The organism is Streptomyces sp. NPDC008001, assembly GCF_042958085.1.
Taxonomy (GTDB): Bacteria; Actinomycetota; Actinomycetes; order Streptomycetales; family Streptomycetaceae; genus Streptomyces.
The window spans coordinates 82,361-96,639 of sequence record NZ_JBIBIZ010000007.1; the positions used below are offsets into that span (position 1 = coordinate 82,361).

The following is a 14,279-nucleotide window of genomic DNA, read 5'->3' on the forward strand; positions in this document are numbered from 1 at the left end:
ACCGCGATCCGAACCGGCCGCACCGCAGCCGCCGTCTGTGGTGGCGGACGTCCGAAGGACGCCCGTACCACCCCGCACCACGGCATCAAGTGAGGCCGCCCCGATGTCCCATTCCACCGTCTCCGCCCCCGGCACGCACAGAACCCGGGCGCTCTACGACGGCGCCCCGCCGGCACCACCGCGCACCCTGCTCGACGTCCTCGACGCCACGGCGGACCGGAACCCCGGCGCCCCCGCCCTCGACGCCGCCGGTGACGTCCTCACCTACCGGGCCCTGCGCGACGAGGTCGCCCGCCGGGCGGACCACCTGCGGCGGGCCGGCATCGGACCCGGCGACCGCGTGGGCGTCCGCATCCCCTCCGGCACCGCCGACCTCTACCTGGCGATCCTCGCGGTCCTCCGCTCCGGCGCCGCCTACGTGCCCGTCGACGCCGACGACCCCGACGAACGCGCCGCCACCGTCTTCGGCGAGGCCGCCGTCTGCGCGGTCCTCGGCCCCGGCGGCCGGCTCTCGCCCACCCCCACGCCGCCCCTGCACGCCGGCCCCCGCGCCGTCCTTCCCGAGGACGACGCCTGGATCATCTTCACCTCCGGCTCCACCGGCGCCCCCAAGGGCGTCGCCGTCACCCACCGCAGCGCCGCCGCCTTCGTCGACGCCGAGGCCGGGCTGTTCCTCCAGGACGCGCCCCTCGGGCCCGGCGACCGCGTGCTGGCCGGCCTGTCCGTCGCCTTCGACGCCTCATGCGAGGAGATGTGGCTGGCCTGGCGGCACGGCGCCTGCCTGGTCCCCGCCCCCCGCGCCCTCGTCCGCGCCGGCCACGAACTCGGGCCCTGGCTCGCCGAACGCGGCATCACCGTCGTCTCCACCGTGCCCACCCTGGCCGCGCTCTGGCCCCCGGAGACCCTCGACCGGGTGCGCCTGCTGATCGTCGGCGGCGAGGCCTGCCCCGCCGGGCTCGTCACCCGCTTCGCGGTCCCCGGCCGCGAGATGTGGAACACCTACGGCCCCACCGAGACCACCGTCGTCGCCTGCGCCGCGCGCCTGCTGCCCGGCGAACCCGTACGCATCGGACTGCCCCTGGCCGGCTGGCGGCTGGCCGTCGTCGACGAGGCCGGGGAAGCGGTGCCGTACGGCGCCGAGGGCGAACTCGTCGTCGCCGGCGCCGGAACCGCCCGCTACCTCGACCCCGTCAAGGACGCCGACCGCTTCCGCCACTCGCCCGCCCTCGGCGACCCCCGCGCCTACCGCACCGGCGACCTCGTCCGCGCCGACCCCGAGGGCCTGGTCTTCGCCGGCCGCGCCGACGACCAGATCAAGCTCGGCGGCCGGCGCGTCGAACTCGGCGAGATCGACGCCGCCCTCGGCGCCCTCCCGGGCGTGCGCGGAGCGGCCGCGGCCGTACGGAGCACCCCCGCCGGCGGGCACATCCTCGTCGGCTACGTCGTGCCGGACGCCGCCTACCGGCGCGAAGACGCCAGAGCGCTGCTGGCCGAACGCCTGCCCGCCGCACTCGTCCCCGTCCTCACCGAAGTCGGCGACCTGCCCACCCGCACCTCCGGCAAGGTCGACCGCGACGCCCTGCCCTGGCCCCCGCCGGAACCCGCCGGCGGCGACGGCGACGGCGAACTGCACGGCACCGCCGCCCGCCTGGCCGACCTGTGGGAACTCCACCTCGGCACCCGGCCCGGCGCCGGATCCGACTTCACCACCCTCGGCGGCACCAGCCTCACCGCCGCCCGCATGGCCTCCGCACTGCGCGAACACCACCCCGGCGTGTCCGTCGCCGGCCTCTACCGGCACCCCGTCCTGCGCGACATGGCCGCCCACCTCGACTCCCTCGCCGCCCCCGCCCCGGCACAGGGCGCCGCCGCCCGCACCGTCCGCCCCGTGCGCAGACGCACCGGCGCGGCCCAGATCCTCATCCAGACCGCCCTGTTCGGCGTCGCCGGACTGCGCGGCCTCGTCGCCCTCGCCGCCGCCGACAACGTCCTCGGCCTGCTGGCGCCCCGCCAGTGGGCGCCGCACACCTCCTGGTGGCTGATACTGGCCGGCTGGCTCGTCCTGCTCAGCGCCCCCGCCCGCCTCGTCGTCGGCGCCACCGCCGCGCGCCTGCTCACCCGCGGCATCGCCCCCGGCACGTACCGGCGCGGCGGCCGCGTCCACATCCGGCTGTGGGCCGCCGAGCGCACCGTCGCCTCCTTCGGGGTCCCGGCCCTCCTGGGCACCCCCTGGGCCGCCCGCTACGCGCGCGCCCTCGGCTGCACGACCGGCCGCGGCGTGGCCCTGCACGCCATGCCGCCCGTGACCGGCCTCGCCACCCTCTCCGACGGCTGCGCCGTGGAACCCGAGGCCGACATCTCCGGCTGGTGGCTGGACGGCGACGACCTGCACATCGGCCCGATCACCCTCGGCCCGGGGGCCCGCGCGGGCCACCGCAGCACGATGATGCCCGGCGCGACCCTCCCCGCGGGCGCCGAACTGGCGCCGGGCGCCTGCCTGGACGGCCACGCGGCCACGGGCGAGCGCTGGGAAGGATCCCCCGCCCGCTCCGCCGGCCGGGCCGAACCCCTCCCCGCCCGGGGCCCCGCGGCCCCCTCCCTCCGGGCGAAGGCCGCCTACGCCCTCACCCTGGCCGGCCTGCCCCTCCTCCCGTTCCTCGCCGCCCTGCCCGCGCTCGTCGGCACCTACTACCTCGTCAAGGACTGCACCACGCTGCTGTCCGTGTCGCTGCTGCTGCTCGCCGCCGTACCGGTGCTCACCGTCGTCAGCACCCTGTCCTGGGCCCTCCTCGTCGCCGCCACCGTCCGGCTGCTCGGGCGCGGGATCCGGCCCGGCGACCACCCCGCGTGGGGCGCCGTCGCCTGGCGCGCCTGGCTCGTCACCCGCCTCCTGGACGGCGCCCGCGGCAGCCTCTTCCCGCTCTACGCGAGCCTCGCCACGCCCGTCTGGCTGCGCCTCCTGGGCGCCCGCGTCGGCCGGCGCGCCGAGATCTCGACCGTCCTGCCGCTGCCCTCCCTGCTCACCGTCGGCGACGGGGCCTTCCTCGCCGACGACACGCTCGTCGCCCCGTACGAACTGCGCGGCGGCCGGCTCCGCCTGGGCACCGCGCACATCGGCCGGCGCGCCTTCGTCGGCAACTCTGGCATCGTCGGCCCCGGCCGCAGCGTCCCCGACCACGCCCTGATCGGCGTCCTCTCCGACGCGCCCGAGCACAGCGAACCCGGCAGCTCCTGGCTGGGCCGCCCCGCGATGCCGCTGCCGCGCAAGGCCACCGTGGCCGACGCGCACCGCACCTTCGAGCCCGCGCGCCGCCTGGTGGCCGCCCGCGCCGCCGTCGAACTGTGCCGCGTGCTCCCGCTGATGGCCGGTTTCGCCCTCGCCGAACTCGTCCTCCTCGCCGAGCAGGACGCCCTCGACACCGGCGGCCTCCTGCTCGCCGCCGCGGTGGGCGCCCCGCTGCTGCTCGCCGCGGGCCTCGCCGCCGGCCTGACCACCACCGCGGCCAAGTGGCTCCTCGTGGGCCGCTTCACCGCCGGCGAGCACCCGCTGTGGTCCTCGTTCGTCTGGCGCAACGAGCTCTACGACACCTTCGTCGAGACCCTCGCCGTGCCCTGGCTGGCCGGCCCGTTCACCGGCACGCCCGTCCTCAACTGGTGGCTGCGCAGCCTCGGCGCCCGCCTGGGCCGCGGCGTCTGGTGCGACACGCACTGGCTGCCCGAGACCGACCTCGTCTCCCTCGGCGACGGCGCCACCGTCAACCGCGGCTGCGTCCTGCAGACCCACCTCTTCCACGACCGGATCATGCGCCTGGACGCCGTCCGCCTCGACGCCGGAGCCTCCCTCGGCCCGCACGGCATCGTCCTGCCCGGCAGCACCGTCGGCGCCGGCGTCTCCCTCGCCCCCGCCTCCCTGGTGATGCGCGGCGAGACCGTCCCGGCCGGCACCCGCTGGGCGGGCAACCCCATCGCGGGCGCGGAGCCCCTCCCGGGGGGCGGGGACGGCGCCGGACGGCACCGGGGGAGCACCGCGCGTTCCGCCGAGGCCGCCCTGTGCACCACCGGAGCCGGCACGGCATCCGCCGGGGGCGCCGTCGTTCCGCCCGGGAGCACGGCATGACCCTGGGGGAGCGTCTCCGCTGCAGCCGCCGCGCCCTGTTCGGGGCCGCGGCGGTCCTCCCGCTGGCCGCGACCGCCGCCGACGCCGCCCGGGAGGGCGGCGCCGGCGGGCGCTACTTCCCCCGCAACGGCTCCGACGGCCACCGCACCCTCGCCTACGACCTGACGCTCGGCTACGACCCCGGCCGGGCCCGGCTCGACGGCCACGCCCGCATCCGGGCCGTCGCCAACGAGCGCACCGGCCGCATCGCCCTCGACCTCGCCCGGCTGAAGGTGCGCGCCGCGTACCTCGACGGGCGGCCCGTCACCGTGCACCACCACGCCGGCAAGGCGGTGCTCGCCGCCCCGCGGCCGCTCGCCCCCGGCCAGGACTTCGTCGCCGACGTCCACTACGGCGGCCGCCCCGGGCCCGTCCGGACGCCCTTCGGGCCGATCGGCTGGGACCGCACCGGGGACGCCCACGGCGGCACCCTCGTCGCCTCCCAGCCGGTCGGCGCGCCGTCCTGGTTCCCCTGCAACGACCGCCCCGACGACAAGGCCTCCTACACGTTCACCGTCACCGTGCCCCGCGGCCACCACGTCCTGGCCAACGGCACCCTGCGGGAACACCGGGAGACCGGGGACTCCGCGGTCTGGACCTACGACCACCCCGGGCCCATGGCCTCCTACCTCGCGGCCGTCTGCACCGGCCGGTTCGCCCACGAGGCCCGCGGCACCGTCCGCAACGCCTACCCCGCCCGGCTCGCCGAGCAGGCCCGCCACGACTTCGCCCGGCAGCCGCGGATGCTGCGCGCCTTCGGCGACTTCTTCGGCCCCTACCCGTTCGAGACCTACGGCGCCGTCGTCGTCGACGCGGAGCTCGCCGCTCCCGTCGAGAACCAGACGCTGTCCGTCTTCGGCAGCAACCACGTGGACGGCCGGCGGGGCTCCGAGACGCTCGTCGCCCACGAACTCGCCCACCAGTGGTTCGGCAACAGCGCCGGGCTCGCCGACTGGCGGCACATCTGGCTCAACGAGGGCTTCGCCACCTACGCGGAGTGGCTGTGGTCCGAACACCTCGGCGAGGACGACGCGGACACGCTCGCCCGGGCCGCCCGGAGCGACCTCGCGGCCCGCCCGCAGGACCTGCGCATCGCCGACCCCGGCCCGCGCCGGCTCTTCGACGACCGGGTCTACGTGCGCGGCGCGTGCACCCTGCACGCCCTGCGGCTCGCGGTCGGCGACGACTGCTTCTTCCGCACGCTGCGGACGTGGCACGCGGCGCACCGCGGATCGACGGCGGACACGGAGCGCTTCGTGTCCCACGCGGAGGGGGTGGCGGGCCGTCTGCTACGTCCTCTGCTGGACGCGTGGCTGTACGGGGCGCCGGTCCCCGCCTTCCCCTCCGCGGAGGGGAAGGCCACCTGACGCCCCTGCGGCTGACCGGGCACCGCCGGTCTGCCACGTGGTGGTTGCTCACCGCTGCGGCGGAAGGAAACACCGTGGCAGTGGCGCTGCAGAACGGTGCCGCGGCAAAGGCTCCCCGCCGCAACGGCGAGTCACCACGACGGCGGGGGCCCGGCGGAACGCGTGCGCGGCGATGCCGCCGGCTTGGTCGGCGTCGGACCGTAGCCCGGCGAAAAGCTCCCGCCGCAGCGGCGAAGTGCCACGACGGCGAGGGTCCGGCGGAATGTGCAAACCGCCGGACCCCGTACGTACGCGGCTACCGCAGGCCGGCCCTGCGCAGCGCCTCCGCCATCGCGTCGTTCACCGGCGGAGCCGCCTCGCGGGAGCCGCCGCGCCGCTGCTGGGGCGTGCTCCCGCCCCGGCGGCCCGGGCTGCCGGCCCGCTCGGAGCCCCGCTCGGAACCTCGTCCGGAGCCCCGTTCCGGGCGCTGACGGCCGCCGCCCCCGCCCCCGCCGGACGGCGACTCGTCGTCGAGCCGCAGCGTCAGCGAGATCCGCTTCCGCGGGATGTCGACGTCCATGACCTTCACCCGCACGATGTCACCGGGCTTGACCACGTCCCGCGGGTCCTTCACGAACGTCCGGGACATGGCCGACACGTGCACCAGCCCGTCCTGGTGGACGCCCACGTCCACGAACGCCCCGAACGCGGCGACGTTGGTGACGACGCCCTCCAGGAGCATCCCCGGCTCCAGATCGCCGATCTTCTCGACGCCGTCCTTGAAGCTGGCCGTCTTGAAGGCCGGCCGCGGGTCCCGGCCCGGCTTCTCCAGCTCCCGCAGGATGTCGGTGACCGTCGGCAGACCGAACGTGTCGTCGACGAAGTCGTCCGGCCGCAGGGAGCGCAGCACGGAGGTGTTGCCGATGAGGGAGGCGACCTCGCCACCGGTCGTCTTCACCATCTTCCGCACCACCGGATACGCCTCGGGGTGAACGCTGGAGGCGTCCAGCGGGTCGTCCCCGCCGCGGATGCGCAGGAAGCCCGCGCACTGCTCGTAGGCCTTCGGGCCGAGCCGCGCCACGTCCTTCAGCGCCCGGCGGGAGCGGAAGGGCCCGTTGGAGTCGCGGTGGGCGACGATGTTCTCGGCGAGGCCGGAGCTGATGCCGGAGACGCGCGCGAGCAGCGGGGCCGACGCGGTGTTCACGTCGACGCCGACGCCGTTGACGCAGTCCTCCACGACCGCGTCGAGCGAGCGGGACAGCTTCACCTCGGACAGGTCGTGCTGGTACTGGCCGACGCCGATCGACTTGGGGTCGATCTTCACGAGCTCGGCGAGCGGGTCCTGCAGCCGTCGCGCGATGGAGACCGCGCCGCGCAGCGAGACGTCCAGGTCCGGCAGCTCCTGGGAGGCGAAGGCGGAGGCGGAGTACACCGAGGCGCCGGCCTCGGAGACCATCACCTTCGTGAGCTTCAGCTCGGGATGACGGGAGATCAGGTCGGCCGCCAGCCGGTCCGTCTCGCGGGAGGCCGTGCCGTTGCCGATGGCGACGAGCTCGACGCCGTGCTCGCGGGCGAGCCGGGCCAGCGTGGCGAGGGAGGCGTCCCACTTGTTCTGCGGGACGTGCGGGTAGATCGTCTCGGTGGCGGCGACCTTGCCCGTCGCGTCCACGACGGCGACCTTCACGCCCGTACGGAAACCGGGGTCGAGCCCCATCGTGGCGCGCGTGCCGGCCGGCGCGGCGAGCAGCAGGTCGCGCAGGTTGGCCGCGAAGACGCGGACGGCCTCGTCCTCGGCGGCCTGGCGCAGCCGCAGCCGCAGGTCGATCCCGAGGTGGACGAGGACGCGCGTGCGCCAGGCCCAGCGCACCGTGTCGCCCAGCCACTTGTCCGCCGGCCGGCCCCGGTCCGCGATGCCGAAGCGCTGCGCGATCATCTGCTCGTACGAGCTCGGGCCCGCGGGCACGTCGCCGGCCGGCTCCGGCTCCAGGGTGAGGTCGAGGACCTCCTCCTTCTCGCCGCGCAGCATCGCGAGCACCCGGTGCGAGGGCAGCTCGGTGAAGGGTTCCGCGAAGTCGAAGTAGTCGGCGAACTTCGCGCCCGCCTCCTCCTTGCCCTCGCGGACCTTCGCGGCCAGGCGCCCGCGCACCCACATCCGCTCGCGCAGCTCGCCGATCAGGTCGGCGTCCTCGCCGAAGCGCTCGGTGAGGATGGCGCGGGCGCCCTCCAGCGCGGCGGCCGCGTCCGCGACCCCCTTGTCCGCGTCGGCGAAGGCGGCGGCAGCGGCGAGCGGCTCCGTGCCCGGGTCGGCGAGCAGCCCGTCCGCCAGCGGCTCCAGGCCGGCCTCGCGCGCGATCTGCGCCTTCGTCCGCCGCTTGGGCTTGAAGGGCAGGTAGATGTCCTCCAGGCGGGCCTTGGAGTCGGCGGCGCGGATGCGCGCCTCCAGCGCCTCGTCCAGCTTGCCCTGCGAGCGCACGGACTCCAGGACCGCCGTGCGGCGCTCCTCCAGCTCGCGCAAGTACCGCAGCCGCTCCTCGACGGTGCGCAGCTGCGCATCGTCGAGCATCTCCGTGGCCTCCTTGCGGTAGCGGGCGATGAACGGCACGGTCGAGCCGCCGTCGAGCAAGTCGACCGCGGCCTTCACCTGCCGCTCCCGCACGCCGAGCTCCTCGGCGATCCTGCCTTCGATCGACGCCCCGGGCGACGCACCAATTGCCGTCACGATCACGCTCCGCTTTCTCTTCGGGCTGCGGACTGCATTGTGGCAGGTGCCGCCGACAACGCCGCGCCCCCGTCCGCGTGCCCCGCCCGCGCGCCGCCGCCCGGCTCAGCCGTTGCCGAGGAGATCCGCCGGGAACGCGCCCGCCGCCACCACGGCCTTGGCGAAGCCCCTGCCCAGCTCGGTGAGGCGCGCCACGCCCGCCGCACCCAGGTGCTCGTACGGCGCGATGTCGAGGCGGTCCGTCTCCGCCTCCAGCTCGTCGCGCAGCGCGGTGCCCGCCTCCGTCAGCTTCCCGGCCTCGTCCAGCAGGCCCCGTACGCGCAGCCGCTCCCGGCCGGCGTGCAGCTCCTCCGCGGTCCACGCGCGCGTGCCGGTGAGCCACTTGTCGCTCATGCCGCCGCCGGTGGCGCTGTGGCTGACGAGCGCCTCGACCGGGTCGAGGCCCGCCCGGACGAGCGCCATGACGTGACCGTCGCCGCGGTGCTCGCGCAGCAGCGTGGCGGCGTGCCAGAGCGCGAGGTGCGGGGCCTCGGGCACGGGCAGACCGGCGTGGGCGGAGTACAGGGGCCGGCCGCCGCGGCTGCAGCCCTCGGCGGCGCGCAGGGCGAGCTCCGCCGCCTCGGCCATCCCGGCGGAGGCTATGGCGTCCTCGCCGAGCAGCCGGCGCAGCGTGGAGTCGACCGCGCGCAGCCGCGCGGCGAGGACGTCCTCCGGGGAGGCGAGGTCCCAGACGCCCGGGACGTGACGCGCGATCAGCTCGTGCTTGTAGTTGTAGAACGCGGCCGTGACCGGGCCCGCACCGACGCGGCCGAACGCGGCCGACCGGCTGGCCAGGTTGATCGCGGTGAAGTCCTCGATCCCGAGGGCGCCCATCTCCCGCACGATCTCGGGCGAGAAGTACACGGTGGCGTGAAGGGTGTTGAGGGGCAGCTGGCAGTGGCGTCCGGCCTGCTCGGGCAGGGCCCCGTCGAATGAAGTCATGCGCCGCACGCTACCGACTGGTCGGTACGGCGGGAAGGGGGGTGCCGCGGCCCGGCGGGCGATGGCAGGAAAGGTGGGGTACTCGTCATTGCGGGCGTGTTCCGGGGCGGCCAGCATGGTGGCCATGACGCACCGCCGCACCGTGCTGATCGTCCTGTTCGACGACGTCCAGAGCCTCGACGTCACCGGCCCCGCCGAGGTGTTCGACGGCGTCGGCCAGTGGACCGGCGACGCCACGTACCGGCTGCGCACCGCCACCCTCGACGGCGGCCCCGTGCGCACCAGCAGCGGCCTGCGCCTCGTGCCCGACTCCGCGCTCCACGACGCCCCCGCCCCGCACACCCTGCTCGTGCCCGGCGGCGACGGAACCCGCGACCCCGACCCCCGGCTGACCGCCTGGCTGCGCGAGCACGCGCCGCGCGCCGAGCGCGTGGTGTCGGTGTGCAGCGGGGCGTTCCTGCTCGCCGCCGCGGGCCTGCTGGACGGGCGCCGCGCGACGACCCACTGGGCGTTGTGCGCGACCCTCGCCGCCCGCTTCCCGTCCGTCCGCGTGGAGCCCGACCCCATCTACGTGCGCGACGGGAACGTCGTCACCTCGGCCGGCGTCACCGCGGGCATCGACCTCGCGCTCGCCCTCGTGGAGGACGACCTGGGCCGCGAGACCGCCCTCGCCGTCGCCCGCAACCTCGTCGTCTTCCTGCGCCGCCCGGCCAACCAGACCCAGTTCAGCGCCCCGCTCGCGGTCCAGACCGCGAGCCGCCCGGCGCTGCGCGACATCCAGCACTGGGTCGTCGAGAACCCCGCGGCCGACCTGTCCGTCGAGGCGCTCGCGGCCCGCGCGGGCCTCTCCCCGCGGCACTTCGCCCGCGCCTTCCACGGCGAGACCGGCATGACGCCCGGCCGCTACGTCGACCGGGTCCGCCTGGAGGCCGCGCGCCGGCAGCTGGAGGACACCGGCGACGGCGTCGAGGCGGTCTCGCGCGCCTGCGGCTACGGCACGCCCGAGGCCATGCGCCGCGCCTTCGTCCGCACCCTGGGCACGTCACCCGCCGAGTACCGCCGCCGCTTCCGCCCGCCCGCCGCCGCCTGACCGGCCGTCAGCCGAGGGCCGCCCGCCGGCCGGCCGTCCCGGCGCAACGCCGGCGAACGAGGAGAACACCGTGCAGATCGCCGTCCTGCTCTACCCCGGCTTCACCGCCCTCGACGCCATCGGTCCCGTCGACGTCCTGGGCCGGCTGCCCGGTGCCGAGGTCGTCCTCGTCGCCGAGCGGACCGGGCCCGTGCGCAACGAGACGGGCACCGTCGGCCTCGTCGCCGACGCCTCGCTCGCCGAGGTCACGAGCCCCGGCATCGTGGTCGTCCCCGGCGCGCCCGACCCGGGCGGGCAGATGCGCCCGGGGCCCGTCGCCGAGTGGCTGCAGCAGGTGGACCGCACCACCACCTGGACGACGTCGGTGTGCACCGGCTCCCTGATCCTGGCCGCCGCGGGCCTGCTGACGGGCCGTCGCGCCACGTCGCACTGGCTGTTCCTGGACGAGCTCGCGTCGTACGGCGCCGAGGCCACCGGCGAGCGCGTCGTCACCGACGGCAAGTACGTCACGGCCGCCGGCGTCTCCTCCGGCATCGACATGGGGCTCACGCTCGTGGGGCGGATCGCCGGCGACCGCGCGGCGCAATCCGTCCAGCTCCTCATCGAGTACGACCCGCAGCCGCCCTACGACGCGGGCTCCCCGCAGAAGGCACCGGCCGGCCTGGTCGCCGAGTGGCGGAACTCCGGCCTGGCGCAACTGGTCAGAACCGGGGACGGCCGGGCGGACGTGCCGGGGTCCGCCGGCGGCCGCGCCCGGTAAGGGCCGCGGGGAGCCGCCCGCCGGCCGCACGCGCGGTGCGGCGGTCAGCAGCCGGGGACGGGAAGGCCGGTACGGGGGTCCGGCCGCCCGTCCGCGGCGTGCTCGCCCACGGTCCACGCGAACCGCGGCCGCCTGCGCTCCAGGAAGGCGGCGACGCCCTCCGCGGTGTCGCCGCCGGCTCGTTCCTGCTCCGCCCAGTGCGCGATCCGGCCCAGGGACGGAGAACCCGCGGCGAACTCCTTGGCGGCGGCCTGCGTCAGCTGCGACCGCGAGGCCAGCACCTGCGTGAACTCCGCGACCCGCCCGTCCAGCTCCTCCGCCGGCCACACCTCGTCCACGAGCCCCGTCCGCAGCGCCCGTCCGGCATCGATCAACTCGCCCGAGTAGAGCAGGTACTTCGCGGTGGAGGGGCCGGTCAGCTCCACCAGGCGGCGGGTGGAGGAGGCCCCGTAGACGATCCCGAGCTTCGCCGGGGTCACCCCGAAGGACGCGTCGCCGGCCGCGAACCGCAGGTCGCACACGGCGGCGAGCTGGCAGCCGCCGCCCACGCAGAAGCCGCGCACGGCCGCGAGCGTGGGCTTGGGAAAGGCCGCCAGCGCGTCCTCGGCCGCGATCGCGAGGTCCCGGGAGGCCGCGACGCCCCCGGTCAGCGAGGAGATGTCGGCGCCCGCGCAGAAGGTGTCCCCCTCACCGGTGAGGACGAGCGCCCGGACGGCCGGGTCGGCGGCGCACCGCTCCAGCAGGCCGGGCAGGGCCCGCCACATGTCCGCCGTCATGGCGTTGCGCTTGGCGGGGTTGGCGATGCGGACCGTGGCGGTACCGCCGGTGACGTCCAGGTGAAGTGCGGGCTCCATGCGCCGGATGCTATCCGGGCGCCGTTCGGCGGCCTTCGCCTCCCCGCCTGGAACAGGCAGCTCCGGATCGCTCAGGGAATGCGGAACAGGGTGGCCAGGATCAGTCGCGTGAGTGACCGTGGCATACGCACCCGGTCAAACTCCGTCGATAGCCGCTGATTTGTGGTCAGCCCGCCGGTACGGACCCTTGTCTTCCCAACACTCTTGGGTGCGGTCGACCATGGTGAGGGGTTGGTATCGGACATGGAAATCCTCGGGAGCGTCCCGCCCGACCCCGGGCAGGCCCCACCCCGCAGCCCGGTCGCGTTCGACGGCGCCTGGCGGTTCACCGCTCCCGCGCTGGACTCCTCCGTCCCCCGGGCGCGGCACGCCGTCCGCGACCTGCTCCGCCACCAGCGGGTGCCGCTCTGCGACGACCTGCTGCAAGGGCTCCTGCTGATCGTCTCGGAGCTGGTCACCAACGCCGTCCAGCACGCGGCGCTGCTCTCGCCCGAGGTCACCGTCGAGGTCTCCATCGGGCGCCACTGGGTGCGGGTGGCCGTCGAGGACGACCACCCCTACCGCCCCAAGCCCCTGGAGGCGGACGACGAGCGCATCGGCGGCCGCGGCCTGCTGCTCGTCCAGGCCATCTCGGCCGAGGCCGGCGGCACGTGCGACGTCGAGCACACCGCGAGCGGCGGCAAGGTGGTCTGGGCCGCCCTGCCGCTCCCCGCGCCGGCCGGCGGGCCTACCAGCCCGCCGCGTCCCCGGTGATCTCGCGCACCACCGGCCGCGCCGCGTCCAGCACCGTCATGAACCACGCCGAGAAGGGGAAGCGCGCCCGCAGCGCGTCGAGCTCCTCCGGGGTCACGAACGCGGTCTCCGCGATCTCCTCCGGGGCCGGGCGCGGCTCGGCCCGCACGATTCCCACGAAGAGGTGGTTGTACTCCTGCTCGACCAGGCCCGAGTCCGGGTCGGGGTGGTTGTAGCGCACGGTGCCGGCCTCGCGCAGCAGCGCCGGCGCCAGGCCCAGCTCCTCACCGGTGCGGCGGGCCGCCGCCACGAACGGCGGCTCGCCCGGATACGGATGACCGCAGCACGTGTTCGACCACACGCCGGGGGAGTGGTACTTCTCCAGCGCCCGCCGCTGCAGCAGCAGCCGGCCCTTGTCGTCGAAGAGGAAGACCGAGAACGCACGGTGCAGCTTGCCGGGGGCGATGTGGGCGGAGAGCTTCTCCGCCGTGCCGATGGTTCTGCCGTCCTCGTCGACCAGCTCGAGCATGATCGGTTCGGCCGCGTCCTCCGGCGAGGGGGCAGCAGCGGTGTCGGCGGAGAGGCCATTGGCTGGTGTGATCGGCATTGACCATCCTCGTTGTCGGTCTTCGACCCTCAAGTCTGCCGTACCGGGACGGGGCGTCAATGACAGAGCTTCGCCTCGTGCTCCGCATGGCCGCCGGGCTCCAGCTGGAAGGTGCAGTGCTCCACGTCGAAGTGCTCGCCCAGGCAGCTCTGCAGGTCGTGCAGCATTTTCTCGTGCCCGGACGAGTCCAGGGCCAGGTGATCGACCACCACGTGCGCGGAAAGCACCGGCATTCCGGATGTGATCGTCCACACATGGAGGTCGTGCAGGTCCTGCACGCCCGGCAGCGCCATGATGTGCGCCCGGACCTCGTCCATGTCGACGTCCTTCGGCGCGGCCTCCAGCAGGACGTCCAGGGCCTCCCGCAGCAGCTTCAGCGTGCGCGGCACGATCATCAGGCCGATCAGGAGCGAGGCCACCGGGTCCGCCTGCGTCCAGCCCGTCGCCATGATGACCAGCGCGGAGACGACCACCGCCAGCGAGCCCAGCGCGTCGGAGAGGACCTCCAGGAACGCGCCGCGCACGTTGAGGCTCTCCTTCTGGCCGCGCATCAGCAGCGCCAGGGAGATCAGGTTGGCGACGACACCCACCAGACCGAAGACGACCGTGGTCCCGCCCGGCACCTCGGTGGGGCTCACCAGCCGCTGGACCGCCTCGTAGAGGATGAAGCCGCCCACGCCGAGCAGCAGCAGGCAGTTCAGCAGCGCCGCCAGGATCTCCGCCCGGGCGTACCCGTAGGTGCGCCGGCCGGTCGACGGCCGGTTCGCGAAGTGGATCGCGACCAGCGCCATGCCCACCCCGACGGCGTCCGTCGCCATGTGCCCGGCGTCCGCGAGCAGCGCCAGCGAACCCGTCAGCGCGCTGCCCGCGATCTCCGCCAGGAGCACCGTGACCGTGATGCACAGCGCGATGCGCAGCCGGCCCTTGTAGGCCGCCGCGGCCGTGCCGCTCGTGCCCGGCGGAGGTCCCCCGTGCGAGTGACCGTGATCGTGCCCTGCGCCCATGAACGCCGCCTTAGGAAACCGAGTGCCCGA

The 14,279-nt window shown here is 75.4% G+C and carries 10 protein-coding genes; 5 read left to right on the forward strand and 5 right to left on the reverse strand.

What is annotated here, in order from left to right:
* Positions 1-103: 103 nt before the first annotated feature.
* Positions 104-4,117, forward strand: a complete 4,014-nt coding sequence (locus ACFZCD_RS19475; RefSeq protein WP_391832408.1) for a Pls/PosA family non-ribosomal peptide synthetase — start codon at positions 104-106, stop codon at positions 4,115-4,117.
* On the forward strand, positions 4,114-5,523 hold the full coding sequence (locus tag ACFZCD_RS19480; protein WP_391832410.1) for a M1 family metallopeptidase: 1,410 nt from the start codon (positions 4,114-4,116) through the stop codon (positions 5,521-5,523). Before ACFZCD_RS19475 ends, ACFZCD_RS19480 begins: the two co-directional genes overlap by 4 nt.
* 295 nt (positions 5,524-5,818) lie before the next feature.
* On the opposite strand, the gene ACFZCD_RS19485 is transcribed toward ACFZCD_RS19480, so the two are convergent.
* Positions 5,819-8,221 carry a Tex family protein gene (locus ACFZCD_RS19485; RefSeq protein WP_391832412.1) on the reverse strand — a complete coding sequence of 801 codons (2,403 nt, stop codon included), beginning with the start codon at positions 8,219-8,221 and terminating at the stop codon, positions 5,819-5,821.
* A gap of 105 nt (positions 8,222-8,326) precedes the next feature.
* Positions 8,327-9,202, reverse strand: a complete 876-nt coding sequence (locus tag ACFZCD_RS19490; RefSeq protein ID WP_391832414.1) for a hypothetical protein — start codon at positions 9,200-9,202, stop codon at positions 8,327-8,329.
* Between the two features lie 124 nt (positions 9,203-9,326).
* On the opposite strand from ACFZCD_RS19490, the gene ACFZCD_RS19495 reads away from it, so the two are divergent.
* Together ACFZCD_RS19495 and ACFZCD_RS19500 are read left to right on the forward strand one after the other, a co-directional pair.
* Entirely contained in the window at positions 9,327-10,292 is a 966-nt protein-coding gene (locus ACFZCD_RS19495; protein ID WP_391832416.1) for a GlxA family transcriptional regulator, read from the forward strand.
* A 70-nt stretch (positions 10,293-10,362) separates the two neighbouring features.
* A complete protein-coding gene (locus tag ACFZCD_RS19500; protein WP_391832418.1) occupies positions 10,363-11,052 on the forward strand; it encodes a DJ-1/PfpI family protein in 690 nt (229 codons plus the stop codon).
* Positions 11,053-11,096: 44 nt separating this feature from the next.
* Here ACFZCD_RS19500 and ACFZCD_RS19505 read toward each other — a convergent pair whose 3' ends face one another.
* Positions 11,097-11,906, reverse strand: coding sequence for an enoyl-CoA hydratase/isomerase family protein (locus ACFZCD_RS19505; RefSeq protein WP_391832420.1), 810 nt, complete (start codon positions 11,904-11,906; stop codon positions 11,097-11,099).
* Between the two features lie 243 nt (positions 11,907-12,149).
* Here ACFZCD_RS19505 and ACFZCD_RS19510 point away from each other — a divergent pair, with 243 nt between their 5' ends.
* The gene (locus ACFZCD_RS19510) at positions 12,150-12,659 is read left to right on the forward strand and encodes an ATP-binding protein (protein ID WP_391832422.1); all 510 of its coding nucleotides are present in this window, start codon (positions 12,150-12,152) and stop codon (positions 12,657-12,659) included.
* On the opposite strand, the gene idi is transcribed toward ACFZCD_RS19510, so the two are convergent.
* Positions 12,634-13,245 carry an isopentenyl-diphosphate Delta-isomerase gene (gene idi / locus ACFZCD_RS19515; RefSeq protein WP_391832424.1) on the reverse strand — a complete coding sequence of 204 codons (612 nt, stop codon included), beginning with the start codon at positions 13,243-13,245 and terminating at the stop codon, positions 12,634-12,636. The genes ACFZCD_RS19510 and idi overlap by 26 nt on opposite strands.
* Before the next feature lie 56 nt (positions 13,246-13,301).
* Entirely contained in the window at positions 13,302-14,249 is a 948-nt protein-coding gene (locus ACFZCD_RS19520) for a cation diffusion facilitator family transporter (RefSeq protein WP_391832426.1), read from the reverse strand.
* Positions 14,250-14,279 lie beyond the last annotated feature (30 nt).

Bases quoted from the DNA above. Each gene is read 5' to 3' on its own strand.
- ACFZCD_RS19505 (WP_391832420.1), bottom strand. From the start codon at position 11,906: ATGGAGCCCGCACTTCACCTGGACGTCACCGGCGGTACCGCCACGGTC.
- ACFZCD_RS19495 (WP_391832416.1), top strand. From the start codon at position 9,327: ATGACGCACCGCCGCACCGTGCTGATCGTCCTGTTCGACGACGTCCAG.
- ACFZCD_RS19480 (WP_391832410.1), top strand. From the start codon at position 4,114: ATGACCCTGGGGGAGCGTCTCCGCTGCAGCCGCCGCGCCCTGTTCGGG.
- ACFZCD_RS19490 (WP_391832414.1), bottom strand. From the start codon at position 9,202: ATGACTTCATTCGACGGGGCCCTGCCCGAGCAGGCCGGACGCCACTGC.
- idi (WP_391832424.1), bottom strand. From the start codon at position 13,245: ATGCCGATCACACCAGCCAATGGCCTCTCCGCCGACACCGCTGCTGCC.
- ACFZCD_RS19520 (WP_391832426.1), bottom strand. From the start codon at position 14,249: ATGGGCGCAGGGCACGATCACGGTCACTCGCACGGGGGACCTCCGCCG.
- ACFZCD_RS19510 (WP_391832422.1), top strand. From the start codon at position 12,150: ATGGAAATCCTCGGGAGCGTCCCGCCCGACCCCGGGCAGGCCCCACCC.
- ACFZCD_RS19475 (WP_391832408.1), top strand. From the start codon at position 104: ATGTCCCATTCCACCGTCTCCGCCCCCGGCACGCACAGAACCCGGGCG.